Raw genomic sequence first — 23,175 nt, forward strand, 5'->3', positions numbered from 1 at the left:
ACGTTTTGAGGCACTAATATTCGTATTAATATTTTTTAAGAGAGCCGAAACAATTTTACTAGATGTTGAGTTTTGTGTATGGGGAGACCCAATAGCCTAGTAATTTATAAGTTTCTTGTGCATATAAGGTACATAAACAGAAAAAAAGCGAAAAGATATATAGAGTTCTTATTTTTAATTTTAAGGGTTTTCCACTGTAAAATTAATCGTAGTTGTTTCTTCGTAATAGCATACCATGTAAAATGTATTATTAATTTTGGAAGTGTTTTTAGGCTTGAGGATTTGTTAAATTGCGAATTAGAAAATGATGTATCATACAAAAAATGCGATCACCCGGAGGTGATCGCATCTAAAGTCTAGAATAAAGAGCAAATAAATTCTAAAACTTATAGTTAAGGCTAACTCTAAAATTACGTCCCGGTTCGCTTTGCCAGTACAGATAGCTGCCATAGTCTGCACCGGAATACAAGTATTCGTTCAGCAGGTTGTTGATGTTAAGCGCCACTCTAAATTTGTTGTTTTCCCATGATAAGGCACCATCCATTCTAAAGTAATCCGGTAGGTCAGTTTCTCCATCAGAACCCCACGCCCAAGTGGAGCGATCTACCAGATACTGGTATCCTAGCGACACGCCAAAACCATGCAATTTAGATTCCTGAAATTTGTAGTTTAACCATCCGTTTGTGATGTGTTTAGAAAAACCAACCACCTTGTTTCCGTCTGCATCTTCTACATTGGTGTTAGCATAATTAAGCACTACACCCAGTCCGTTTAAAATCTCTCCTCTCAGGTCAAATTCAAAACCTTTTGAAGTCACATCGCTGTCTATTTGTATGGAATAATTAGGGTCTGGTCCCGGTACTAATATTTTATCTTTTTGAATGTTGAAATACCCTGCGGTAGCATTCCATTTTCCATCGCCAAACTCATATTTAATTCCTCCTTCAATATCTTCTGCCGTAACGGGATCAAAAGCATTTCCATTGGCATTTGCTCCCTGAGTAGGTAAAAATGATTGATCATACATGGCATAAGCACTTAAATTATCTAGTATAGAATAAGAAGCAGCCACGCGCGGGGTAAATACTTTATCGGTTGAGGTAGAGCCATACGAGTTGGTTTTCATCTCTGTGTATCTTCCCGCCAGCGTTAGTCTAAGATCGTCATTAAAAAAGCCGAGCTCATCCTGAACATAATAGGCTAAATACTGGCTGCTTATAAAACCTGCGGTACGCTGTGTTAAGGGTACAGAGCGGTCAAAGACTGGTGCGACAGCGAGCGGCTGCGGATTGTAAATATTGAATGGATTTTCTTCCGTATCAATATTGATCGCCTGTGACCAGTCTGCTATATATTCATTTTTACCGAAATCTAGTCCACCTAAAACTTTGTGACTTACTGCACCGGTATTAGCTTTACCGTTTACGAAAACCTGTCCCAATTTTTTTTCTTCTTTAGCATCCCAGATACTTATGGTACGTATTAAATCACCGTTTTCCTGAACGCCAAAAGTACCGTCAAGCCATAAACTGGAACCGCTGTGCTGGTAATTGAGATAGGCCAGCTGGGCATTTACGGTCCAGTTAGGATCCAATTGATGTTCAAAATTTATCAGTCCGTAATGCTCTTTCATAATTGCCGGACCTAATTTGGGGTCAGATAAGGTAAAATCACGGTCAAGACTGGCATATTCACTGGGAGCGAATACATAAGCCGAACCGATTAAACGGGTTTTGTTATACTGGTAAGTATATTGTGCGGTAACCGAAGTTTTGTCATCAATTAAATATTTTACGGAAGGCGCAAAGGTGTAACGATTTTGCTCTTCAAAAGCACGGTGGGCTTCCTGAGTGGTTCCTGCGCCCACAAAGCGGTATTGTAGTTTGTTATCATCAGAAAGCTTGCCTTGCACATCAAGCGTAGCTCTCAGCGTGTTATAGCTACCCATTGTAAGACCTACGTTTCCGCCGGAAAGCCCCGTAGGTTTTTTAGTAACCACATTATACAAACCGCCCGGTTCTCCGCTTGATAGCATAAAAGCAGCAGGCCCTTTTACCACTTCTATTTTTTCAACTAAAGCCATATCTTCGGCGAGAGGCCCCCATGTAGAAAGTACATTTTGTCCGTTTCTAAAGGGAGGAATTCGAAAACCACGCATATTGATACGGGCAAAATTTCCCCAGTGCTCTATCATTTGTGCACCACTTACATTACGGGTCACATTTTCCATAATACTAATGACTTGCTGATCTTCTAGCAGGTCACTACTAATCACCTGTATGTTCTGCGGAATTTTATTGATTTCCTGTTGCAATCTTAAAGACTCAGAAGGATTGCGTTCTACATATTCTGTCTTACCATGACCGGAAATAAGCACATCATCCAGAGCACTTACAGTCTCCTGAAGTTCTACATTAAAAGTGAGATCTCCGTTTACGCTAATATTTGCTTTACGGAAGGTTTTATAGCCCATTTCAGAAATAATAAGTGTATAGGTTCCCGGTTGTATGTTACTCAGTTTGTAAAAGCCGGTAGCATTTACCGAAGTTCCATAATTAGTATCCTCGAGATACACATTGGCATTGCTAAGTGCGTTGCCATTGGCATCAAGCACGTTACCGGTGATGGTGTGAGACTGTTGTGCAAACACCGCTGTTTGCAGAAGAATCAGCAGCATGAGTATTGATTTTTTCATTGTATATTAATTAGATTGGTTATAAATAACAACGCGAATGTACTAAACGTTTTTATTTAGAATAAATAAAAATAAAAATAATTTGCATAAGTATTTTCAAGAGACACAACTGTAGGAGGTTAAAAATAATTTTGCCTGAATGTTACAGCTTTAGCAATACCGTATATCTTTAAAATCTGACTTAATTTTAACCTTTTTAGCTTCAAAATATGGCTTTAATCAATCCTTACATTCATTTTGATGTTTATGCAGAAGAGGTGTTTAGCTTTTACAAATCGGTTTTTGGTGGAGACTTTGCGGTGATGCGCTTTAAAGATGTGCCCAAAAATCCTGATTTTCTTATTTGTGCGGAACATGCAGACCGCATGATGCATATCACATTGCCTATTGACAAAAATGATATCCTGATGGCACGCGATATTCATCCTTCGCTAGGGCCATTAAATACCCATGAAAACCGAAGTAAAATCTCAATCAGTACCGAAACCAAAGAAGAGACCGAAACCTTATTTAAAGGTCTTTCTGAAGGTGGTACGGTAGCAGTACCTTTTGACCAGAGCTTTTTGGGGTCGTATTTTGGGATGTTCTGTGATAAATACCGGATTGAGTGGATGGTAAATTACGATCCAAAATATCAGGGGAGTGTCTAAGCTAGGTTTAAGCATAAAGTCTGCCTGCACCTTTATAAACCCTCTAGCGTTTACTGGCTGTAAACACGCCTATTCCATAGGTTATGTATGCTTTTACTACGGGTGAAGTACGGGTGAACCTCGGGTGAAGTACGAGTGAACCACGGGTGAACCACGGGTGAACTAATGTCTAAGGAGCGTTGCAACTACTTTGAAGGTTAAAAGTAGTTTAGCGCATTTTGAAAGGTGTAGGGCTAATATACGCCAAATGGCGTCTTCTGTCAAGTAGGGAGCGATAAACTGCTTAATATTAGGTGTTTTGCCACAAGACATAATTCCCCATATGCATTGGGATATGCAGCGCAGTAACGAGAGAAATAGACTTTGTATTAAAAATGCTTTGACTTTAAGAACGGAGGAAAAGGTAGTCGCTGCGTTGCATTTTCCATCAGGATGTTCAGTATAAGAAGCGACTTTTTCTTAACTGCTGATTTTGAGCGACAGATAACCTAATTGCTTGGGGATTCTACCTCGCAATCCTTTAGGAGATCGGCTAGTTTTATAGCCTGTAATTTAAAATCAAGTCTATGCGTTTTTTCGAAATTATCTTACTTCTAATTCTTAGCTTGTTATCCATTTTTTGGAAGCCACTCGCCAGGCGTATCCAATCTCAATGGATTCTGTATGCTTTGGGCGTGATCCTTATACTTCAGCTTTTATTGGAAGGCTACCGCTGGCAATTGCTTCCGGCCTATTTTCTAAGTCTTGTTTTAGCCTTACGTATTCAATTTACAGCTGCTGCGCCAACCTTTCGGTGGTCTGTTTTGTATGTTTTACGCGGAATAGGCCTTTTAGTCGTACTTGTTGTAGTTTGGGCTTTGCCCGCTGTGCTTCCGGTTTTTGATTTGCCCGAGCCTGGTGGTGCTTATGAAGTAGGTACCGATACGGTGTATGTTATTACAAAACGTGACGAAGCTATCACCGATGATCCTAAAGACACCCGACGCATGGTTTTAAAAATTTGGTATCCGGCAGATTCAATTGCGGCAGATATAAAACGCGATACCTATCTAGATCCCGTAAGTCGAGCTGGTTTTGCAACCAAATACGGGCTGCCCGCTTCGACACTCAACTATCTGGATTATGTCAAAACCTATGCGTATCCTAAAGTTGCGGTTGCCCAAGGTTCGTTTCCGGTCTTGTTATTTTCACACGGGTATGGTTCTAAAGCAACCGGTTATTATGCCTTGCTCAGCGAAGTAGCCAGCCAGGGGTATATCGTGATCAATATGAATCATACCTATGAGAGTCTGGGTTCTGCTTTTCCAGATGGCGAAGCAGCCTATTTTAATTATGCCTACCAGCAGCAAATTGCAGCAGATCAGATGCAAACCATAACGCCTATTCAAGAGGCTTTTGAAGGGAAGCTTGATTTTGAGCAGCGGCATCCTATTGTGCGCGATGCAGTACAGGAATATTTTGAAAACGATATTCAAAATCGCTGGGTTGTAGATATGCAAAGCATACTTGATTTGTTACCCGAGTGGAATACCGAAGGGTTTTTAAAAGGAAGTATGCGGCTTGATCAACTCGGCGTATTTGGACATTCGGTAGGTGGGGGCGCGGCAGGGAAACTCGCGCTTACTGATGACCGCATTAAAGCGGGAGCTAATCTAGACGGAATACAATGGGGCACTAAGATCGATACGGTGTTTCAAAAACCCTTTTTGTATCTATCTGCAGATTGGCCTGCAGAGCACGAAGACCTCAACAGCCACATCTACAACAAAAAGAGCACCGATTATTATTATGAGCCCAAAATATTAACTACCGGTCATCCTAATTTTATGGACATCCCGTTTATGATTCCCGTTGCTTCCCTTACCGGAAGCGGAAGCATTGACCCTGAACTGGCAATGGAAATTACCACCAAACTGGTTGCCGGTTTTTTTGACAAACATTTGAAGAACGAAGAAAGCGTGAATATTGAAGCGTTGAAGACAAAATACGAATTGCTGGAGTTGGAGGTTTTTAAAGGGGATAGGGCTGAGTAGAAGAATGATTTTTGAAAGCTTGTCTGAATAATACTAATTTATATTTCTGTTCCCGTGCGATTGTATCGCGCTGAGATAATGCTAACTAAATGCCACGCGATACAATCGCGCGGCAACACATGATATATATTGGGACAGCATAACGTTTTCTTTAATACACACATAAAAAAAAGCGACCACCTTTCGGGGATCGCTTTTTGGTTATTTATACAACCAGTGCTCTTCAGTCATTCTTGACCAGATCATTTTGATTGCGGAAAACGAGTTCATCATCAAAAGCATCGAGTAATATGATGCTGTCTGTGGTTACTTTACCGCTCAGAATTTCTTTAGAAAGCTGGTTCAGCACTTCTTTCTGAATGGTACGTTTTACCGGCCGTGCCCCAAACTCCGGCTGAAAGCCTTTGTCTGCCAGATATTTTATAGCCTCTGAGGTAGCATCTAAGGTAATACCTTGTTTGCCCAGCATTTTGGTGACGCCTTTCAGCTGTAAGCTTACCACTTTCTCGATGTCTTTTCGCGTAAGCGGGGTAAACATCACAATATCATCTATACGGTTTATAAATTCGGGTCTGATGCTTTGCTTTAAAAGTCCAAGCACTTCAACTTTGGCACCTTCCATTGCAGTCTCAGGATCTTTGATACTCTCAAATTTCTCCTGAATAATATGACTTCCCATATTTGAGGTCATAATGATGATGGTGTTTTTAAAGTCGGCAAGACGGCCTTTGTTATCTGTAAGACGCCCTTCATCAAGTACTTGTAATAGAATGTTAAAGGTGTCAGGATGTGCTTTTTCAATCTCATCAAGCAAGATCACGCTATACGGCTTGCGACGCACCGCTTCGGTTAATTGCCCACCTTCATCATAACCCACATATCCCGGAGGCGCACCTACCAGGCGACTCACACTGTGACGCTCCTGATATTCACTCATATCTATACGCGTCAGGTTGTTCTCATCGTCAAAGAGGTATTCTGCCAGCGCTTTTGCCAATTCGGTTTTGCCCACACCGGTGGTCCCGAGGAATAAGAATGAACCAATAGGTCGCTTTTGATCTTGCAGCCCGGCACGGCTTCTGCGTACTGCATCACTCACCGCAACAATCGCTTCCTGCTGTCCAACCACACGTTTGTGCAGTTGGTCTTCAAGAAGCAGTAGTTTTTCACGCTCGCTTTGTAGCATTTTGGTCACCGGGATTCCGGTCCATTTTGCAACTACTTCGGCGATATCTTCGCTGGTAACCTCTTCTTTAATCAAGGTATTCTCCCCTTGATTGGCTAATGCCTCCTGCAGTTTTTCGAGTTCTTCCTGAGCCTGTTTGATTTTTCCGTAGCGCAATTCTGCTACCAGACCGTAGTTGCCCTCGCGTTCTGCACGTTCCGCTTCCAGCTTATAGTTTTCAATATCCTGTTTTGCATTCTGAATATTGTCAACCACATCTTTTTCACTTTTCCACTTCGCATTGATTTCGTTACGCTCTTCTTTTAAGTTTGCCAAATCTGCGTGTAGCGACTTGAGTTTGCTCTCGTCTTTTTCGCGCTTGATGGCCTCGATCTCGATTTCCAGCTGCATAATCTTTCGATCTAAAACATCGAGTTCTTCAGGTTTAGAATTGATTTCCATACGCATTTTAGAAGCCGCCTCATCCATCAGGTCAATCGCCTTATCGGGTAAAAACCGGTTCGTGATGTAGCGCTGCGAAAGCTCTACCGCTGCAATGATTGCGTTATCTTTAATACGTACTTTATGGTGGGTCTCGTATTTCTCTTTAATACCACGCAAGATCGAAATTGCACTCTCAGTATCCGGTTCAAATACATTTACTTTCTGAAAACGACGTTCTAAGGCCTTATCTTGCTCAAAGTATTTTTGATACTCGTCTAGGGTCGTTGCACCTATTGCGCGCAGTTCACCACGGGCTAAAGCAGGTTTTAAGATGTTTGCAGCATCCATCGCACCCTGACCTCCACCGGCGCCCACAAGGGTGTGTATCTCGTCAATAAACAAGACGATATCTCCGGCTGCTGTGGTTACTTCTTTGATCACTCCTTTCAAGCGCTCTTCAAATTCACCTTTGTATTTCGCTCCTGCTATTAACGCACCCATATCGAGCGCCCAGATTTGTTTTTCCTGAAGGTTTTCTGGCACATCACCATCTACAATACGGTGGGCGAGACCTTCTGCAATAGCAGTTTTACCGGTACCGGGTTCTCCTACGAGAATGGGGTTGTTTTTAGTTCTACGTGAAAGGATTTGCAAGATTCTGCGTATCTCTTCATCGCGACCAATCACCGGATCCAGCTTTCCGTCACGGGCAAGCTGATTGAGGTTTTTGGCGTATTTGCTTAACGAATTATAGGTTTCTTCTGCGCTTTGTGAAGTCACACGGTCGCCTTTGCGCAATTCTTCAATCGCAGCTTTCAGGTGTTTTTCGGTAACGCCCTGATCCTTTAAAATCTGTCCGATTTTAGAGCTCGATTTAAAAATTGCTAGGATGAGGTGTTCTAGCGATACATACTCATCATTCATTTTCTTTGCAATGTTACCGGCTTCGGTTACCGTTTTACCAGCTTCGCGAGACAGCATAATATCGCCACCGCTTACTTTAGAAAAACTGCTAAGCGTACTTTCTAAAATCTGTTTCAACAGATTGATATTTACATCCAATTTCTGTAAAAGAAACGGAGTAACATTCTCATCAACTTCAAGAATGGCTTTAAAAATATGCTCATTCTCAATCTGCTGATGACCATACCCCTGAGCAAGCGCCTGGGCTTGCTGTATGGCTTCTTGTGATTTGATTGTAAAATTATTAAAGTTCATCGTGTCTATATGTTTGTGCCTCTTGAGAGGATTACTGTATTGATTTCGGGTATGCAATGGCAATTAATATACCGTTTCAATTAACCGACGTTTCGTCAGTTTTTTTAACAATTTATACCGACTTTTTGTCGGTAGGCGTCTTTGGGTTTTATTAATAGAAAAGCCCGGTTTCTTTCTTTAAATTTGTCTGATAATCGGGATTAAGATACTTGGGGTTTTAAACCGAAGTTGCAGGCTTAACTTTTTTATTACTTGTGCCTGACCTTAAGTAAATTTACCCACGCTTTGTGTTAATAGGCGTTAATGAAATTAAAAAGAATACTATTATGGGATTTTTTGACAAGTTTAAAAGTCAGCGAGATATCGTAAAAGAAGAACTAAAAGAGATGAACTGGATTCAGCTAGAGCGCGAGCAGCAGTTGGATGAGATTGTTGAAGTTTCTAATGCCGTGCCGGTTTTAATTTTTAAACACAGTACTACCTGTGGAATTAGTAAAATGGCGTTACGCAGTTTTGAGCGTGCGTATGATTATGATAAGAAGGAAATAGCGCCTTATTTTTTAGATCTTAAAGCGCATCGTGACATCAGTAGTGCGATTGCAGAAAAGTTTAACGTACAGCACGAGAGTCCGCAAATACTTCTTATTAAAAACGGAACTGCCGTTTATCATACTTCTCACGGAGCTATTGATGCAGAAAGCCTGCGTTCTAAACTTTAAGTAGAGCCTGCATAATATACATGCAAAAACCCGAAGCAAGCGCTTCGGGTTTTTTATACCTATTAAATGGTTATTTCATTTGAAGATGGCTAAATCTAATAAACAATAACCGTAGTTTTTAACAGGTTGGTTGATAATACTGTCAAATATGATAAAAAAATTGACAATATAATAATTTATTTAAAATTTTGTTAAAACATTCCGCTGTCGTCTTTAACATTGTCTTCCCGGCTCTTGCGTTTTTTAGCACGGTACTTACTATCCCCAAAACGGTAATTAAAGCCTACATAAACCGTATTGCTTTCCCAATTGAATTGGCCTTGTAAAGCATACGGATTCGTCGCAGTAAAACGGGCCTTCATTGTATTGAAGATGTCATTATAGTTCAAGCTGATTGTTCCTTTACCTTCAAAGATGGAGTAGCGAGCCCCTATGTTTGTCATAAACATCGACTTGTTTGAGAACTGAATACCTTTTTGTGGTCCTCTAAACATCGCAAACGCAGTAAATGTCAATTGCTTGGTTGCGGTAAAGTTGTTGATCATGCGCACATTGTAAACCGTATTTTCAATTTCCTTGGTGCTTTGTGTAATATCTGCCGTAGTTGGGTTTTCAATATTAGGATCTAAAGATTCTGTGATACCCATTTGTGTTTGATTAAACAAATCAAAACTAGCATTAATACTCCACCATTCTAACGGCTTGTAATTGCTGCTTACTTCAAAACCATAGGCAGTCGTAGCGTCAAAATTGTCGTTGGTCAACACCATACGATCCAGGTTAAAACGATCTACAAAAACCGCCTGATTGATCAGATCGTCTATCATTCGGTAAAAAACGCCGGCTGTGAGACTTCCTTTTTCTAAAGTACGCGTGTAGTTTGCTTCAATAGAATTGGTGAATTGCGGCCTTAGATTTACATTACCATATTCAGTTACCAGAGGCGAACTCCATTCTCTAATAGGATTTACTTGTCCTACACCGGGACGGTCTATACGACGGCTATAACTTAGCTGATACTGGTTTTTTTCCGAAGGATTAAAAGTGACGTAGGCTGAAGGATACAACTCAAAATAATCGTTTGTAAATGCTCTTACGCTATTCGTATCTGCAGCAACATTTACCTGTTCTGCACGCACACCGGCTTGGTACGACCATTTTTCATAGCTTTTACCATAGGTCACATAAGCCGAATAAATATCTCTGCTGTAATCAAACTGTGTGTTAGGAGTAGGGATGAGGTTTCCACTGGAGTTGAATGATTGCCCGGTACTGCTGTAACCAATATCCGTATTGAACAAAATCGCCTGAAGTCCCACTTCTAATTTTTCACTATCAGACAACGGATTTACATAATCCAGATTTAGAGTCGTTCGGTCTCTTTTAGTATTTACAAAATCTTCATAGTCAGAAAGCTGAGTCGCTCCTGTAAAATCAAAATACGTATCTTCATCGGCGTCAAAAGTGTTGTAGTCAGCTTCAAACTCGATGTTATGACCTTCTTTTTCAAAATCCAGTTTATAGTCAAAGTTATACTGTTGAGAATAATTGTCCATATCCGCTCCAAAATCCTGAAGCAAATTACGCGTAGTATCATCTGCATACACGATGTTGATGGTTCCGCCCGGTTCGCCTGCAAAGCTGTTTTGAGACGTAAAAATAGAAATGGTGTTCTTATCATTTAAGTACACATCCAGTCCCACTTTTAATAAGTGTGAGTTTTGATCATTCAGCATATCAAAAAACTGCGTAGAGTCATCGCCTTCGCGAAAGATGGTTCCGTAATTCGCACGCTCTGCAATCGTATTACTGTAGTTAGAATACAGGTTGAATTTCCCGTTGCGGTAGTTTAGGTTTAAACCACTGTTGAATTGTGGGTTTTTCTCATAAGCCAGGCCAGCACTCACGTCTCCATTAAAGCCAATATTCACATTTTTGTGCAATACAATATTGATGATTCCGCTCATTCCATCAGGATTGTATTTGGCTGAAGGATTGGTGATCAATTCTATTTTTTTGATCGAATTAGAAGGCAATTGCTTTAATAATTGGTCTGGTGGAATGTTAGATAATTTACCATCCACCATCACTTGTACGTTGCTGTTTCCGCGCAGCGTAAGCGCTCCCGATTGCTGATCAAGGTTTACCGAAGGAATATTGTTCATAATATCTGCTGCAGAAGCCTCGGAAGTCGTAAGGTCTTTTCCTACATTAATCACCTTGCGGTCAATTTTTTGCTCAATTGTGGTGCGTTCTGCAACAATATTCACTACATCAAGTTCTGCTGCTATCGGACTCAAATTGAGTTTACCCATATCGTGCTCCCGGTGCTCCCGGTCAATTTTTAAGTCGCGTTCAAAAGTTTCATAACCTATAAATTGAATTTTAAGCGTATAGATACCTTCCGGTATTTTTTTAATTTCAAAAATACCATTATCGTTGGTGATTCCACCGGTAAGTGTTTCTCCTCCAGATTTACTAATAATAATGGTAGCGTAGGGAATAGGCTGATTGAGGTCAGCATCTATGACGACACCAGTTACAGAACCGGTAACCACTTCTGTGGGTTTGGGCTGAGCAACTATCAGAGTTGTACATAGGAGGAAAAGGAGGCTGAGTAGCCCATGGTTAGATTTCATAACTGTTCGATTTTGATTGATGATTTAACATAATACTTTGTAAAGCATACTAGCTTAAACAATGTATCCCGTGATTAGCGGTTTATTAAGAGACGAACATGTTTTAAATCTGTTACAGTAAAAGTTATATTTATTTGATAATTGAAATTTTATACATGCTAATATCTTGAATTTAAAGGGTTTGTTGAGGGTGCGAAATTTAAGATTGCGTGTAAAGGTACTCGGTTATAAAAAAAGAAAACCCGGGACCGCTAAATCTCGGGTTTTCAAGCTTGAACGTTAGAAATTAACACTAACCATCAAAACTAATTTTAAACGATTCAAACTTGGAAGTCGACTTCTATTACATAGACTTTTAAAAAAAGATATTGTTACACCTGCTGTAATCATTTAACTTTGATTTATGAAAGCAAAGAAAACGTTGGTGTTGGGTGCATCTTTAAAACCTATTCGTTATTCCTATATGGCGATTAATCGTTTGGTGCAAAAGGAACAGCCTGTAGTTGCAATAGGTTTGCGAGAGGGTACAGTTGCGGGAGTAGCTATACAAACCGGAAAACCTGATATTGAAGATCTAGATACGGTAACATTGTATCTCAATGCGCAGCGCCAAGAAGAATATTACGAGTATCTGTTAGGGCTAAAGCCCAGACGGGTGATTTTTAATCCCGGTACCGAAAATCCGGAGTTCTATAAAATTTTGGATACGGCAGGAATTGCAGTAGAGTCTGCCTGTACTTTAGTGCTTTTGAGTACGAATAGCTACTAATCCAAAAAAGGTTAGCAATCCGTTGAGGATTAAAATAAAGAAACCAAATTCAAAATTGAGATACTGCATACTCAGGTCGCTGATGATATAGCCTAAAATAGGAGATGCAACAGCCGCCAGCGGAACCCATTTGTCTTTTACATTCCATTTTGTAAAAAGACCGAAAGCATAAAGTCCCAGCAACGGACCGTAAGTGTAGCCGGCAAAAACAAAGAGGCGGGCGATCACGCTTTCATCTGCAATCAAATATTTAAAACCAATAATCACGAGCACTAAAATTACTGAAGCTGCGATATGTATCTTTTTTCTGATGGCTATTTGCTTCGCTTTATCGTATTTCTTTTCAATTCCTAAAATATCTATACTGAAGGATGTTGTAAGCGAAGTAAGCGCACTGTCTGCACTAGAATACGCAGCGGCAATAAGCCCTAGAATGAAGCAAATTGCAATTCCAGAACCAAGTCCGCTTTTTGTTGCGATAAACGGGAAAAGATCATCTTTAGAAGCATCAATACCGTTTTTCTGAGCGTAAACGGAAAGCAAAACACCTAACGCCAGAAATACAAAGTTTACAACCGTAAGCACGAGTGTAAACCAGAACATATTTTTTTGAGCATCTTTAAGGCTTCGGCAGGTGAGGTTTTTTTGCATCATATCCTGATCGAGACCGGTCATCACAATTGCGATAAATGCTCCACTGATAAACTGTTTGAAAAAGAAATCCTGACTTTTCCAGTCGTCAAAAAAGAACATTTGACTCCTATCACTTTCAGCAATAAAATTAAAAATAGAGCCCGCATTCAGTCCTAAATCTGCAGAGACAAAATAAATGGCAACTCCCAGTGCTGTAAGCATAAACAAGGTTTGCAAGGTGTCTGTCCATACAATGGTTTTAATTCCGCTTTTAAAGGTGTACAACCAGATGAGCAAAATAGTGATGGTTACCGTAACCCAAAACGGAACACCCATACTGTCAAAAACCAACAGCTGTAGTACATTAGCAACAAGATATAATCTAAAACTGGCACCAACCACGCGGCTTAATAAAAAGAAGGAAGCTCCTGTTTTATAGGATGCAGTACCCAAACGCTCTTCTAAATACGTATAGATTGAGGTTAGGTTGAGTCGGTAATACAGCGGAAGTAATACTAAACTGATTACAGCATAACCCACCGTATATCCTAGCACGACCTGAAAATAACTAAACTGTGAAGCTTCTACCCAACCGGGTACCGAAATAAACGTAACCCCGGAAAGTGAAGCGCCAATCATTCCAAAAGCAACTAAATACCATGGAGATTGTTTACTGGCTTTGAAAAAGTCTTCGTTAGACCCGCCTTTACCGGTAAAATAAGAAACTAGCATTAAAGTTATAAAGTAGCCTGCAATGAGTAGTAGTATGGTTGTGGGCTGCATAAAATGTCAGAAAATAGGGTTTGTAAACTGGGGGCGAAGATAAGATATAAAACTTCATCTTACTTATGATAGAGCGGTTACAGCTAAGCTATAAAGACAAACTTCAAAGTAGGATTGTTCTATTCGCATTAAAATCTTGATTATCGAGTGAATTCTATAAACTAAACTTACCTTTGCCGTCCCATTTCAGATTGGTGTTTTTTCATCGGAAATGAGAACAATAATAATAAATAAAGTCTTCGCTGGTTTAGCGAATTATTTAAATAATAACACCTTAACTATGGAACTTCCTAAGTTTATACTGGGCGATAATACTGATTATCCCGAATCTATTTTTGTGATACATACCGATTTTCCACGATTTATAATCGATTTGAAAACCGATGATGTAGAGTGGTTTGAAGATTTTGATAAAAATGATGAGGACGAACTCGCAACAGAAGCAGAAGGTTTAATTCAGGCAGCAACAGATTTTTACGACAGAGAAGTTGCACGTTACGAAGAAGAGTAGATGAAGGAGTTGAAGCAACTGGACTATGAGCTGTTTCTCTACCTCAATAATTTGGGGACAGAGACTTGGGATCCGTTTTGGCTTTTCCTTACAGATAAATGGTCGAGTATTCCACTTTATGTGGTTTTATTGTTCTTGATTTTTAAACGCTTTGGACTAAAAGGAACCCTTCTCACTTTAGTAACAGTCGCTTTACTGATCACCGCTACAGACCAACTTGCCAATGTATTCAAACACGGTTTTGAGCGTTTGCGTCCGTGTCGTCAAGAAGGTATTATGGAGCAAGCTCGCTTTATAGCCGTGCGCTGCGGAAGCTTTGGTTATTTTTCAGCACATGCTGCCAGCTCAATGGCTTTAGCTGTTTTTGTAGGTTTATTGCTCCGATCAAAATTTAAATGGCTATTTCCACTTTTAATGTTTTGGGCAATTTTAGTAGGATACAGTCGTATTTATGTGGGTGTGCATTATCCCGGAGATGTGTTGACAGGGATGTTGATCGGTGCGCTCATTGGTTTGCTGATGCAATTTTTGCATCGTTTTGGCTACGCCAAATTTTTTAAAGAAACGTATTAGTATGAAAGCATTAGTAACCGGTGCTGCCGGTTTTATAGGTTCGCATTGTGCCGAACGTTTGAAGAAAATGGATTTTGAAGTAGTAGGAATCGACAATTTCTCACCGTATTATAGTCCGGATTTAAAAGACCGAAACGCAAAAGATCTTAAGGAAGCAGGAATACCAATTGTTATGATTGATCTGCGGGAGCCTAAAGATTTTAAAAAGCTGGATACTGATTTTGATTATATTTTTCATTTTGCGGCACAACCCGGCATTGCAGCGACTTCAAGTTTTGAAGACTACCTGATGAATAACTTGGTAGCGACTAAAAACCTCATTGATTTTGCATTGAAATGTGAAGGGTTAAAACTTTTTACTAATATTTCTACATCTTCAATTTATGGTTTACGTGCTACCTTAACCGAAGATGCAGCGCCAGAGCCGGCTTCTTTTTATGGAGTAACTAAACTTGCAGCTGAGCAAATCGTGTTGTCTAAAACGCGGGAGCAAAAGATGAAAACCTGTTCGTTGCGTTTATTTTCAGTTTACGGTCCACGGGAGCGTCCTGAAAAGCTGTATACTAAATTGATAGGTTGTGGTTTCTTCCATCAAGAATTTCCATTATTTGAAGGAAGCGAAGAGCACGTGCGCAGTTTTACCTTTGTAGATGATATTATAGACGGTGTGGTGAGTGTGATAGGTAAAGAAGACACGATTGACGGTGAAGTGATCAATTTGGGAACAGAACAAGAACATACCACCGGAGAAGGTTTTGCAATTGTAGAAGAACTGCTGGATACGAAGATCCGTAAAGAGATTGTGCCTAAACGTGGGGGAGACCAGATGTTTACCAAAGCCAATATCGAAAAAGCCCGTCGTTTGTTAAATTACAATCCGTCTACTACGTTGAAAGAAGGTTTAGAAAAGCAAATAGCTTGGTACCGTAAAGAATTTGTAGACTAGGATTTGTGTAAATACTGAAATAGAAGGCTATGAAATTGAGAGAGGAGGATAAAAAGTTTGTAAACAAGTGGCAGGAAAAACGCGAAAGTAAGTTGCAGTTTTTTTTAGGTATTATTCTTCAGGTTACACTTGGTGCGATAACTTATAAGTTAGTAGTGAGCTTTATTTCTACAGGAATGTTTGATAAGACTGATTTTATAAGTTACGGAATATTCGGTTTTATATTAGGTGTTGTTGTAGCATTTGTGAAATACCGAATGAATGAAAAGCGTTTTAAAAAGTTGAAGACCGGAAAGTAATAATTTCACTTAGCTTTTTTCAACAACTCCTGCGCTGCCTGAAAAGCTGTAATTTTCCCAGCATTCAAATCATTTAGAAGTTTCGGTAATTGATCTTGAACTTTAATATTTCTATAAAAATCATCTTTTAATGCATTCTCAACACTGGTCTGTAGCCAGTATTTATTTTGGCTTTTCCGGTTTTCTTTAAAGAACTGATTGCTTTTAACAGTGTTGAGGTAATTTTCAATAAGTTCCCAGATATTTTTAATGCCTTGATTTTCGAGGGCGCTACACAAAGCAACCTGTGGTTGCCAATTGCTTGCCTTTGGTGGAAAAAGATGTAATGCTTTAGCAAATGCGTTTTGGGCTTTTTTTGCAGCTGGTACGTTTTCTCCATCTGCTTTATTGATTATAAGTGCATCTGCCATTTCTACGATACCGCGTTTGATACCCTGCAATTCGTCACCTGCACCGGCAAGTTTCAGTAGTAAAAAGAAGTCAGTCATATTATGAACTGCCGTTTCGCTTTGACCTACACCTACGGTTTCTATAAAAATCACATCATAACCGGCCGCTTCACAAAGGATAATTGCTTCCCGGGTTTTTCGGGCTACACCGCCTAAAGAGTTTCCGGCTGCAGAAGGTCTTATAAAAGCGTTAGTATTGGTGGTGAGTTGTTCCATTCGGGTTTTATCACCTAGAATGCTTCCGTGAGAGATTGAACTGCTGGGATCTATCGCCAAGACTGCCAGTTTTTTTCCGTTGTTGATGCAATGCGTGCCCAAAGCTTCTATAAAAGTACTTTTACCCACACCGGGAACACCTGTAATTCCTATTCGTACCGAATTGCCGGAAAGCGGTAAACACCCCTTTAAAATCTCTTGTGCAACTACCTGATGTTTTACTGCGGTACTTTCAATAAGTGTGATCGCCTGACTTAAAGCTGTGGTGTTTCCGTTGGCTATTTTTTGGATAAGATCTTTAGCCTGAAATGCTTTTTTGCGTTTGGTTATTATTTTTTCCGCGGAAGCGGAATGTATATGTCCAGTTTTTTTAGGTTTCAAGCTTGGTGTGTTTTAAGCAGTATAAAGGTAGCAGAAATCGAAAGTATAAAAAACGAAATTTAAAATATAGAATTAGATCTATATAGGAACTCTGGTAAACTAAAGTATAGAGTAAAACTGATTTTTGGGAAATCTTTAAGAATATCGCGTTGATTCCTCAAAGCAGTATTGGTATATTCAACTATTAATCCATGAAAAAATTCTAGATATGAAAGCTTTATATAAAGCGAAGGCTACCGCAACCGGTGGTCGCGACAGCAGTGTTTCATCAGACGACGGAACTTTAGACTTTAATTTATCTGTGCCTAAAGGACTTGGCGGAGCAGGAGGAGCAGGTACTAACCCGGAACAGCTTTTTGCAGCTGGATATTCAGCTTGTTTTGGTAGTGCATTAGCACACGTAGCTCGCGAGAAAAAAGTAGATCTTGGTGATTATACTGTGACTGCAACCGTAAAAATTGGTAAGAACGAAGAAGAAATGTTTCAATTGGCTGTTGTGCTAGATTGTTACCTGCCTACGTTAGATGTAGAAGAAGGCGAGGAGCTTGTAAACGAAGCTCACGAAGTTTGCCCGTATTCTCGTGCTACGATGGACAATATAGATGTTACTTTAAACCTGCTTTTAGACGAGTAGTTTGGTACATTCTTAAAATGAAAAGTGGCTGTCTAAAAAGTATTTAGGCGGCCTTTTTTTATAGATAAAAATTCTTTTTAGAAGAGGTGCTTTTTTTGTGAATATTCTTACTGATAAAAAAGCAAGGAGAGCTTTTGCTATGCTATACTGAACTTGTTTAAATTGTGCGCCATAGCTATTAAGCCTATTTCAGGAAATACTTTATCCATTCCTGAGCATAAAACACCTGAAGCCCATATTGTGCTTGATATTTTCAAAGATTGCTTCTACATCCCGGCATCTTCTTTTACGAGGTATGCTATTCCCTGTTCACTTGAGAGTAGGTTCCTGGCCTTTTTTTGAGACGAATCAGGTTGTGATTGCGCTCGATAATCTTGTTTTCTTAGGCTTTATAGCAGTGGTTTGGGCTAAGGTATAATTGGTGATAAACTGATTATTGGTAGAGGTTTGAAGGTTATATCCGGGTTTTAACTGCCCATTTTGCATATAATCCTCTCTCATTCGATTCTATTTTCAGTTTAAATTCAAATAACCAGCCAGTAATAGTTTATCTAAAATATTTAATTACAATTTTGCAACGCAGACGAAATCAGTTCGTCTTTATAAAAGGAATTAGCAACTAACCATATACCATTTTGCAAATTACCGAAATACTTGAACGATGTAAGCAAAACGACCGGAGGGCGCAGATGCAACTGTATAACAAATACAACGAAGGTATGTATTATGTAGCTTTTCGGTTTTTGAAGAACTCGTTTGAAGCTGAAGAAGCGATGCAAGAAGGCTTTGTAAAGGCCTTTACTAAGATGCATCAGTACAATGGTGAAGTAACCTTTGGAGCTTGGTTGAAGCGTATTGTGATCAATAAAAGTATCGATATGCTGAAGGCTAAAAAGCTAGAGCTTGTAGCTATCAATGAGCAGGTATTGGGTACAGTAGATGAGTATAACGACTGGTCTGTAGATGATGGGATTACGCTAGATCAAATCAAAGAAGCTATTGAAGACTTACCGGAGCGGTATCGTTATGCCGTAATGCTTTTTTTAATAGAAGGCTACGACCATCAGGAAATATCAGAAATATTAGAAATAACCGAGGTGGCTTCGCGTACGCTGGTTCACCGCGGAAAGAAAAAATTGCAAGAAAAACTTAAAACAAAATATCATGGCACAGGATATTAGAGAACTGTTTAAAAATGATTTAAGCATTCCTTCTGAAGGGCTTAAAAACGGTCATGAAGCGCGATTTCATGCGCGGCTTGATGCTAATTTTGGCACCCAACAAAAAGCAAAAGCTGAAGCTTATCTCTGGATGAAAATCGCAGCGGTACTGGTCGTACTTATTGCAGTAACAGGCTTACTGCTTAACAATCCATTGTCTGGTAACGCGCAAGATCCAGAGCAGATAGAAGCTAATTCTGTAGCAAGTACAGAAATTACTAGAGTACAACTGAGTGATTTTTCACCAGAGTATAAGCAGATAGAAGACCGCTATTTAGCAAGTATTCATATGGAACTTGCTCAACTCAACGTAACCGAAGATAATAAAGCGCTTGTAGATGCATTTATGGGGCAACTTGAAGAATTGAATCAAGAATACGATCGTCTGAATGCTGACTTGGTAGAAACCGGAGTAAACGACCAGAACATACAGGCTTTAATAGATAACCTACAGTTCCGCCTGGATCTGTTGACTAAATTGAAAGAAAAATTAAACGAATTACAAGAATCTCAATCTAGTGAGATTCAAACCAACACCCTATAATAATGAGAATCATTGTTAACTTTTATGTAAGCCTTTTGGCTGCTGTTTGCGTTATTCCGCATATGAAGGCGCAGACCAAGACTACAAAGCTTGACGAGCGTTTTGCTACCAGTGCAGATGCTGCAATTATTGCAGATACACAGTATGCAGATATAGTTTTTGACGACTGGAATAAGAATGAAATAGCTGTAGAAGCAGTTATAGAATCTGAAGATCTTTCTAAAGAAGAAATAGAACAGTTTTTAAAAGGCTGGCAAATAAGCGTGCAGGGCAACAGTTCTGGAGTGCGTATCATTAGTAGAGGAGCACCTGCAGCGGTTACTGTTGCGTTAGGCAACACGCAGATGCGTGGTGTAAATGATCTGATCTCCTCGTCTATGCAGATGATGAAACCGGTGATGCAAAATATGATAAGTCCGATGCTTGAGCAGTTTTCTACAATGCAATTACCCGCAGAATATTATAAAGGAATGAATGCAATTTCTTTTGATTACCAGGCTTACAAACGTGACGGTACTAAATATTTGGAGCAATATAAGCAGAAAGTAGAGCAGATCTTTGGGGAAGATTTTGATGTGGTGATGAAGAAGTGGGAGCAAAGCAATAAAAAAAAGGTAGCTGCCGGTCAGGGGCTTGCGGGTAGCAGTTTGCTGGGTATGCCGAAGTCTCCTTTTGGAAAAGATATGAGCTTTAATAGCACGCAATACAATAAAGATAAAAAGGCTTACGTGGCTGCTATGAATAAGAAGTACGGGACTCGTGTAAATCTTGCTCAGGTAGAAAAATGGCGCAATGATATTGAGGATTGGGGTGATGATTTTGGTGATAATATGAAAGCTTGGGGCAAACGTTTTGGCAAGCAATTTGGCGGTTCTACAGAAGCATTAGGAGCTAACTTTGGTCGTGCCTTAGAGAATGACATGGCTGCTTTGGGGCAAAATGTAGGGAAAGCAATGGAAGGATGGAGTAATGATTTTGCTCAAAAACTACAGCAAATGGCGGAAGAGCAAGGCGGTAGTTTAAAGAAAACCGTAACCCGTGATGCAAATGGTACTGTGAGTACACAAATGACCTATAGCTTTAGCGGCGGTTCTCCTGCCGTAGCAACATCATCAAAGCCAAAAGGTTCGTACAAGCGCAAAATAATCGTGCATATGCCTAAAGAAGCGCGTCTAGATCTTAATGTGCGTCATGGTAATATTCAGATTGAATCTGCTGTAAATGCACGTGTAAATCTGGCTCATGGTGATTTTATTGCTGAAACTATTTCAGGAGATAAGACTTTGATCAATGTAGCTTATAGTCCGGTGGATGTTGCATCTTGGGATTATGGTACATTACGAGCTAGTTACCTTAAGAATTGTGTGATTGAGAAAGCAAAAAGCATCAATATAGATGCTCGTGCCAGCAGCATTCTTATAAAAGAATTAGAAGATACCGCAGTGATTACAGGGAGTTTTGGAGAGTTATCAATACCTAAACTGGGTAAAAATTTCAAAACCTTAAATATTAGTGTAGAGAATAGCGATGTGGTGCTTAATCTGCCCGAGACACCTTTTCATTTTAATTTTAATGGCGTACGCAGCCGCTTAAACTATCCTAAAAGTTTAGATGCAAAAGTGATGGAAGGTTATAACAGCAGTATGGTTAATGGCTTTTATAAATCACGTAATACAGACAGCATAATTACAATATCATCTAAGTACAGTGATATTGTTCTTAATTGAGTTTTAGTTTTAATTGTTCTAAAGTCCGTTCCTGCCAGAACGGACTTTTTTATGCCTTATAGTTGTGTGAGAATTGTATTTTTGGCGCGATGAAACACGAAGTTTTTTTAGAACGTTTGGCTAAGTTGACTACCACATTTACTCCCGTGGTAGATGCAGCGTATGAAGTAAATGCTTATCGTTTTTTAGATCTTTCGGTGACCAATACGATTTTAGAAGAAGTTGATACCGCTTCCGCGGAAGCGATACAGGTTTACATCAATACCTTTTTAGCAAAGACTGGCGGTCAGGTTGCATATGGTGGGTATTTAGAAAAAAGAAGCATTTACGACCGAAGCATTTATTTCAATAATGCCAATCCAGATTTAAAAAGGAATATACACTTGGGACTTGACGTCTGGTGTGCGGCTGGTACAGCAATTTTAGCTCCGTTAGCTAGCGTTGTTCACAGCTTTAAAGATAACCGTAATTACGGAGATTACGGACCATGTATCGTGCTGAAACATCAATTTGATGATTTAGTATTTTATACGCTTTATGGGCATTTATCTCGTAAATCTTTAAACGGATTAAGCGTTGGTCAAGAAATAAAAGCAGGAGCTGTATTTGCTAATCTTGGAGAGTCTCACGAAAACGGAGAGTACAGTCCGCATTTGCATTTTCAAATAATCAAGGATATTCAAGATTTCAAGGGAGATTACCCAGGCGTTTCAACAAAAGCTAACCTTGAGTTTTTTAAAGAGAACTGTCCTGATCCTCAGTTATTACTGAAAATAATTTAAGCTACATTGATGCGATACCGCGTTGGCGTAGTTTGCTTTAACTCTTTAAATTTTCGGTTAAAATTAGCTATATTTTGAAAACCACAAAGCTCAGAAACTGCAGAAACCGATAACTCTCGTTCTTTGTAAAGCAGTTTACACGCATGCTCAATTCTCAACTCGATTAAAAACTGTAAAAAAGTCTTATTCGTTCGTTTTTTAAAATACCGACAAAAGGCATTCTTTGTCATATTCGCAACCTCTGCAATTGTATCTAATGTGATGTTTTCCTGAAAATGGTTCAGGGTATATTCATAAACATCATTCATGCGTTTTCCTTCGATTTCTGTGTATTTTTTGTGATAGACAAAAGAGGATAGAGGCATTTTATCTGACTGTTGAATAAGGTCTAAAATCTGTAAAAAGGAAGCTAGACGCTCAATGCGGTTTTGATTTTTCAGACGAGAGAATTTTCTAATTAGTTGATCTGAATTAGAGGTTATTTTCATACCGTATTCCGCTTCGTTGAAAAAATTATCAATACCCGTTAAATCAGTTAGTTTAAAAAATTCTTTACCAAATGAATTTTTAGTAAAAAAGAGGGTGTACATAATTGACTTATCGGTAGCATTATCATCACTTTTAAATACATGAGGAATATGCTCGCCTATAACTAATATATCATTCTCTTGATATTCATTTATAGTATCCCCTAAAATTAAACTGCCAGAGCCTTTAGCGATATAGCTTATTTGTATTTCTTCGTGCTCATGAAGTTTATCATAAAATCGATCTTCATGGTCTTCCTGATAGACTAGGGCTTCTTTCCCGGGCTTGGGGATTTTAAAGGGGAGAACTTTCATGATTTGTAACAGTTATGCTATAAAGTTTGCGCTAAAAATAGATATGAGTCAAGCTTAGGGGTAATATAGTATCAATATCGGTTAGATTTGGCATATAAAAGTGTGACTTTAACATTTCAAAATATTGATTTTAGCTAAAACGATCAATTTAATTGATATTTCTATAGGATTGATACTTGATTAACTTAATCGTTGTAATCATTTTAAATTCTGGTTAATATATTACCAGACTTCGCTAAAATCAGCAAACAGATCATTCTTAATTTTTTGTTATTTTATCTTCTTCTTAAAGATTCTATTCGA

19 protein-coding genes are annotated in these 23,175 nt (G+C 39.3%); 13 read left to right on the forward strand and 6 right to left on the reverse strand.

Translation table 11 applies throughout. From position 1 onward, the window contains the following. Positions 1-379: 379 nt before the first annotated feature. Entirely contained in the window at positions 380-2,695 is a 2,316-nt protein-coding gene (locus BUB91_RS02290) for a TonB-dependent receptor (RefSeq protein ID WP_073096445.1), read from the reverse strand. 209 nt (positions 2,696-2,904) lie between these two features. Here BUB91_RS02290 and BUB91_RS02295 point away from each other — a divergent pair, with 209 nt between their 5' ends. Both BUB91_RS02295 and BUB91_RS02300 read left to right on the forward strand, forming a co-directional pair. Beyond that, entirely contained in the window at positions 2,905-3,345 is a 441-nt protein-coding gene (locus BUB91_RS02295; RefSeq protein WP_073096447.1) for a VOC family protein, read from the forward strand. 566 nt (positions 3,346-3,911) lie between these two features. After that, the gene (locus BUB91_RS02300) at positions 3,912-5,378 is read left to right on the forward strand and encodes an alpha/beta hydrolase (protein WP_073096449.1); all 1,467 of its coding nucleotides are present in this window, start codon (positions 3,912-3,914) and stop codon (positions 5,376-5,378) included. A gap of 223 nt (positions 5,379-5,601) precedes the next feature. Here the strand turns inward: BUB91_RS02300 and clpB are convergent, their stop codons facing one another. Beyond that, positions 5,602-8,205, reverse strand: coding sequence for an ATP-dependent chaperone ClpB (clpB, locus tag BUB91_RS02305; RefSeq protein ID WP_073096451.1), 2,604 nt, complete (start codon positions 8,203-8,205; stop codon positions 5,602-5,604). Between the two features lie 326 nt (positions 8,206-8,531). Here clpB and ytxJ point away from each other — a divergent pair, with 326 nt between their 5' ends. Continuing rightward, entirely contained in the window at positions 8,532-8,924 is a 393-nt protein-coding gene (ytxJ, locus tag BUB91_RS02310; protein WP_073096453.1) for a bacillithiol system redox-active protein YtxJ, read from the forward strand. 191 nt (positions 8,925-9,115) lie between these two features. On the opposite strand, the gene BUB91_RS02315 is transcribed toward ytxJ, so the two are convergent. Beyond that, complete coding sequence (locus BUB91_RS02315; RefSeq protein WP_073096455.1) at positions 9,116-11,563, reverse strand: TonB-dependent receptor; 2,448 nt, start codon at positions 11,561-11,563, stop codon at positions 9,116-9,118. Between the two features lie 403 nt (positions 11,564-11,966). Between BUB91_RS02315 and BUB91_RS02320 the strand changes: the two genes are divergently transcribed. Then, entirely contained in the window at positions 11,967-12,332 is a 366-nt protein-coding gene (locus BUB91_RS02320) for a CoA-binding protein (RefSeq protein WP_073096457.1), read from the forward strand. Here the strand turns inward: BUB91_RS02320 and BUB91_RS02325 are convergent. Then, positions 12,303-13,748, reverse strand: a complete 1,446-nt coding sequence (locus tag BUB91_RS02325; protein ID WP_073096459.1) for a sodium:solute symporter — start codon at positions 13,746-13,748, stop codon at positions 12,303-12,305. The genes BUB91_RS02320 and BUB91_RS02325 overlap by 30 nt on opposite strands. 280 nt (positions 13,749-14,028) lie before the next feature. On the opposite strand from BUB91_RS02325, the gene BUB91_RS02330 reads away from it, so the two are divergent. The 4 genes from BUB91_RS02330 to BUB91_RS02345 are packed head-to-tail and all read left to right on the forward strand — an operon-like array spanning position 14,029 to position 16,077. After that, the gene (locus tag BUB91_RS02330) at positions 14,029-14,259 is read left to right on the forward strand and encodes a hypothetical protein (RefSeq protein WP_073096461.1); all 231 of its coding nucleotides are present in this window, start codon (positions 14,029-14,031) and stop codon (positions 14,257-14,259) included. After that, a complete protein-coding gene (locus tag BUB91_RS02335) occupies positions 14,260-14,832 on the forward strand; it encodes a phosphatase PAP2 family protein (RefSeq protein WP_073096463.1) in 573 nt (190 codons plus the stop codon). A 1-nt stretch (position 14,833) separates the two neighbouring features. Next, entirely contained in the window at positions 14,834-15,778 is a 945-nt protein-coding gene (locus BUB91_RS02340; RefSeq protein ID WP_073096465.1) for an NAD-dependent epimerase/dehydratase family protein, read from the forward strand. 29 nt (positions 15,779-15,807) lie between these two features. Continuing rightward, complete coding sequence (locus BUB91_RS02345) at positions 15,808-16,077, forward strand: hypothetical protein (protein WP_073096467.1); 270 nt, start codon at positions 15,808-15,810, stop codon at positions 16,075-16,077. 5 nt (positions 16,078-16,082) lie between these two features. Here the strand turns inward: BUB91_RS02345 and meaB are convergent, their stop codons facing one another. Then, the gene (gene meaB, locus BUB91_RS02350; protein WP_073096469.1) at positions 16,083-17,123 is read right to left on the reverse strand and encodes a methylmalonyl Co-A mutase-associated GTPase MeaB; all 1,041 of its coding nucleotides are present in this window, start codon (positions 17,121-17,123) and stop codon (positions 16,083-16,085) included. A 208-nt stretch (positions 17,124-17,331) separates the two neighbouring features. Between meaB and BUB91_RS02355 the strand changes: the two genes are divergently transcribed. The 5 genes from BUB91_RS02355 (at position 17,332) to BUB91_RS02375 (ending at position 22,030) form a co-directional block, all read left to right on the forward strand. Further along, complete coding sequence (locus BUB91_RS02355) at positions 17,332-17,757, forward strand: organic hydroperoxide resistance protein (RefSeq protein WP_073096471.1); 426 nt, start codon at positions 17,332-17,334, stop codon at positions 17,755-17,757. Positions 17,758-18,392: 635 nt separating this feature from the next. Further along, entirely contained in the window at positions 18,393-18,938 is a 546-nt protein-coding gene (locus BUB91_RS02360) for an RNA polymerase sigma factor (RefSeq protein WP_073096473.1), read from the forward strand. Beyond that, on the forward strand, positions 18,922-19,521 hold the full coding sequence (locus tag BUB91_RS02365) for a hypothetical protein (protein ID WP_073096475.1): 600 nt from the start codon (positions 18,922-18,924) through the stop codon (positions 19,519-19,521). Before BUB91_RS02360 ends, BUB91_RS02365 begins: the two co-directional genes overlap by 17 nt. 2 nt (positions 19,522-19,523) lie before the next feature. Continuing rightward, positions 19,524-21,248 (forward strand): DUF4097 family beta strand repeat-containing protein, encoded by a 1,725-nt coding sequence (locus tag BUB91_RS02370; protein ID WP_073096477.1) that lies wholly within the window; start codon positions 19,524-19,526, stop codon positions 21,246-21,248. An 89-nt stretch (positions 21,249-21,337) separates the two neighbouring features. Beyond that, positions 21,338-22,030, forward strand: coding sequence for a peptidoglycan DD-metalloendopeptidase family protein (locus tag BUB91_RS02375; RefSeq protein WP_073096479.1), 693 nt, complete (start codon positions 21,338-21,340; stop codon positions 22,028-22,030). Here the strand turns inward: BUB91_RS02375 and BUB91_RS02380 are convergent. Next, positions 22,027-22,872, reverse strand: a complete 846-nt coding sequence (locus BUB91_RS02380; protein ID WP_073096481.1) for an AraC family transcriptional regulator — start codon at positions 22,870-22,872, stop codon at positions 22,027-22,029. The two genes, BUB91_RS02375 and BUB91_RS02380, sit on opposite strands and share 4 nt — an antisense overlap. Between the last annotated feature and the right edge of the window lie 303 nt (positions 22,873-23,175).

Source organism: Leeuwenhoekiella marinoflava DSM 3653, from assembly GCF_900129005.1.
In the GTDB taxonomy this organism is placed as follows: Bacteria; Bacteroidota; Bacteroidia; order Flavobacteriales; family Flavobacteriaceae; genus Leeuwenhoekiella; species Leeuwenhoekiella marinoflava.

What these genes read in the sequence shown, in the direction of transcription:
- BUB91_RS02315 (WP_073096455.1), bottom strand. Translation starts at nt 11,563, where the DNA reads ATGAAATCTAACCATGGGCTACTCAGCCTCCTTTTCCTCCTATGTACA.
- BUB91_RS02320 (WP_073096457.1), top strand. Translation starts at nt 11,967, where the DNA reads ATGAAAGCAAAGAAAACGTTGGTGTTGGGTGCATCTTTAAAACCTATT.
- clpB (WP_073096451.1), bottom strand. Translation starts at nt 8,205, where the DNA reads ATGAACTTTAATAATTTTACAATCAAATCACAAGAAGCCATACAGCAA.
- BUB91_RS02365 (WP_073096475.1), top strand. Translation starts at nt 18,922, where the DNA reads ATGGCACAGGATATTAGAGAACTGTTTAAAAATGATTTAAGCATTCCT.
- BUB91_RS02335 (WP_073096463.1), top strand. Translation starts at nt 14,260, where the DNA reads ATGAAGGAGTTGAAGCAACTGGACTATGAGCTGTTTCTCTACCTCAAT.
- BUB91_RS02345 (WP_073096467.1), top strand. Translation starts at nt 15,808, where the DNA reads ATGAAATTGAGAGAGGAGGATAAAAAGTTTGTAAACAAGTGGCAGGAA.
- BUB91_RS02340 (WP_073096465.1), top strand. Translation starts at nt 14,834, where the DNA reads ATGAAAGCATTAGTAACCGGTGCTGCCGGTTTTATAGGTTCGCATTGT.
- BUB91_RS02300 (WP_073096449.1), top strand. Translation starts at nt 3,912, where the DNA reads ATGCGTTTTTTCGAAATTATCTTACTTCTAATTCTTAGCTTGTTATCC.
- BUB91_RS02325 (WP_073096459.1), bottom strand. Translation starts at nt 13,748, where the DNA reads ATGCAGCCCACAACCATACTACTACTCATTGCAGGCTACTTTATAACT.
- BUB91_RS02290 (WP_073096445.1), bottom strand. Translation starts at nt 2,695, where the DNA reads ATGAAAAAATCAATACTCATGCTGCTGATTCTTCTGCAAACAGCGGTG.
- ytxJ (WP_073096453.1), top strand. Translation starts at nt 8,532, where the DNA reads ATGGGATTTTTTGACAAGTTTAAAAGTCAGCGAGATATCGTAAAAGAA.
- BUB91_RS02380 (WP_073096481.1), bottom strand. Translation starts at nt 22,872, where the DNA reads ATGAAAGTTCTCCCCTTTAAAATCCCCAAGCCCGGGAAAGAAGCCCTA.
- BUB91_RS02330 (WP_073096461.1), top strand. Translation starts at nt 14,029, where the DNA reads ATGGAACTTCCTAAGTTTATACTGGGCGATAATACTGATTATCCCGAA.
- BUB91_RS02370 (WP_073096477.1), top strand. Translation starts at nt 19,524, where the DNA reads ATGAGAATCATTGTTAACTTTTATGTAAGCCTTTTGGCTGCTGTTTGC.
- BUB91_RS02375 (WP_073096479.1), top strand. Translation starts at nt 21,338, where the DNA reads ATGAAACACGAAGTTTTTTTAGAACGTTTGGCTAAGTTGACTACCACA.
- BUB91_RS02355 (WP_073096471.1), top strand. Translation starts at nt 17,332, where the DNA reads ATGAAAGCTTTATATAAAGCGAAGGCTACCGCAACCGGTGGTCGCGAC.
- BUB91_RS02295 (WP_073096447.1), top strand. Translation starts at nt 2,905, where the DNA reads ATGGCTTTAATCAATCCTTACATTCATTTTGATGTTTATGCAGAAGAG.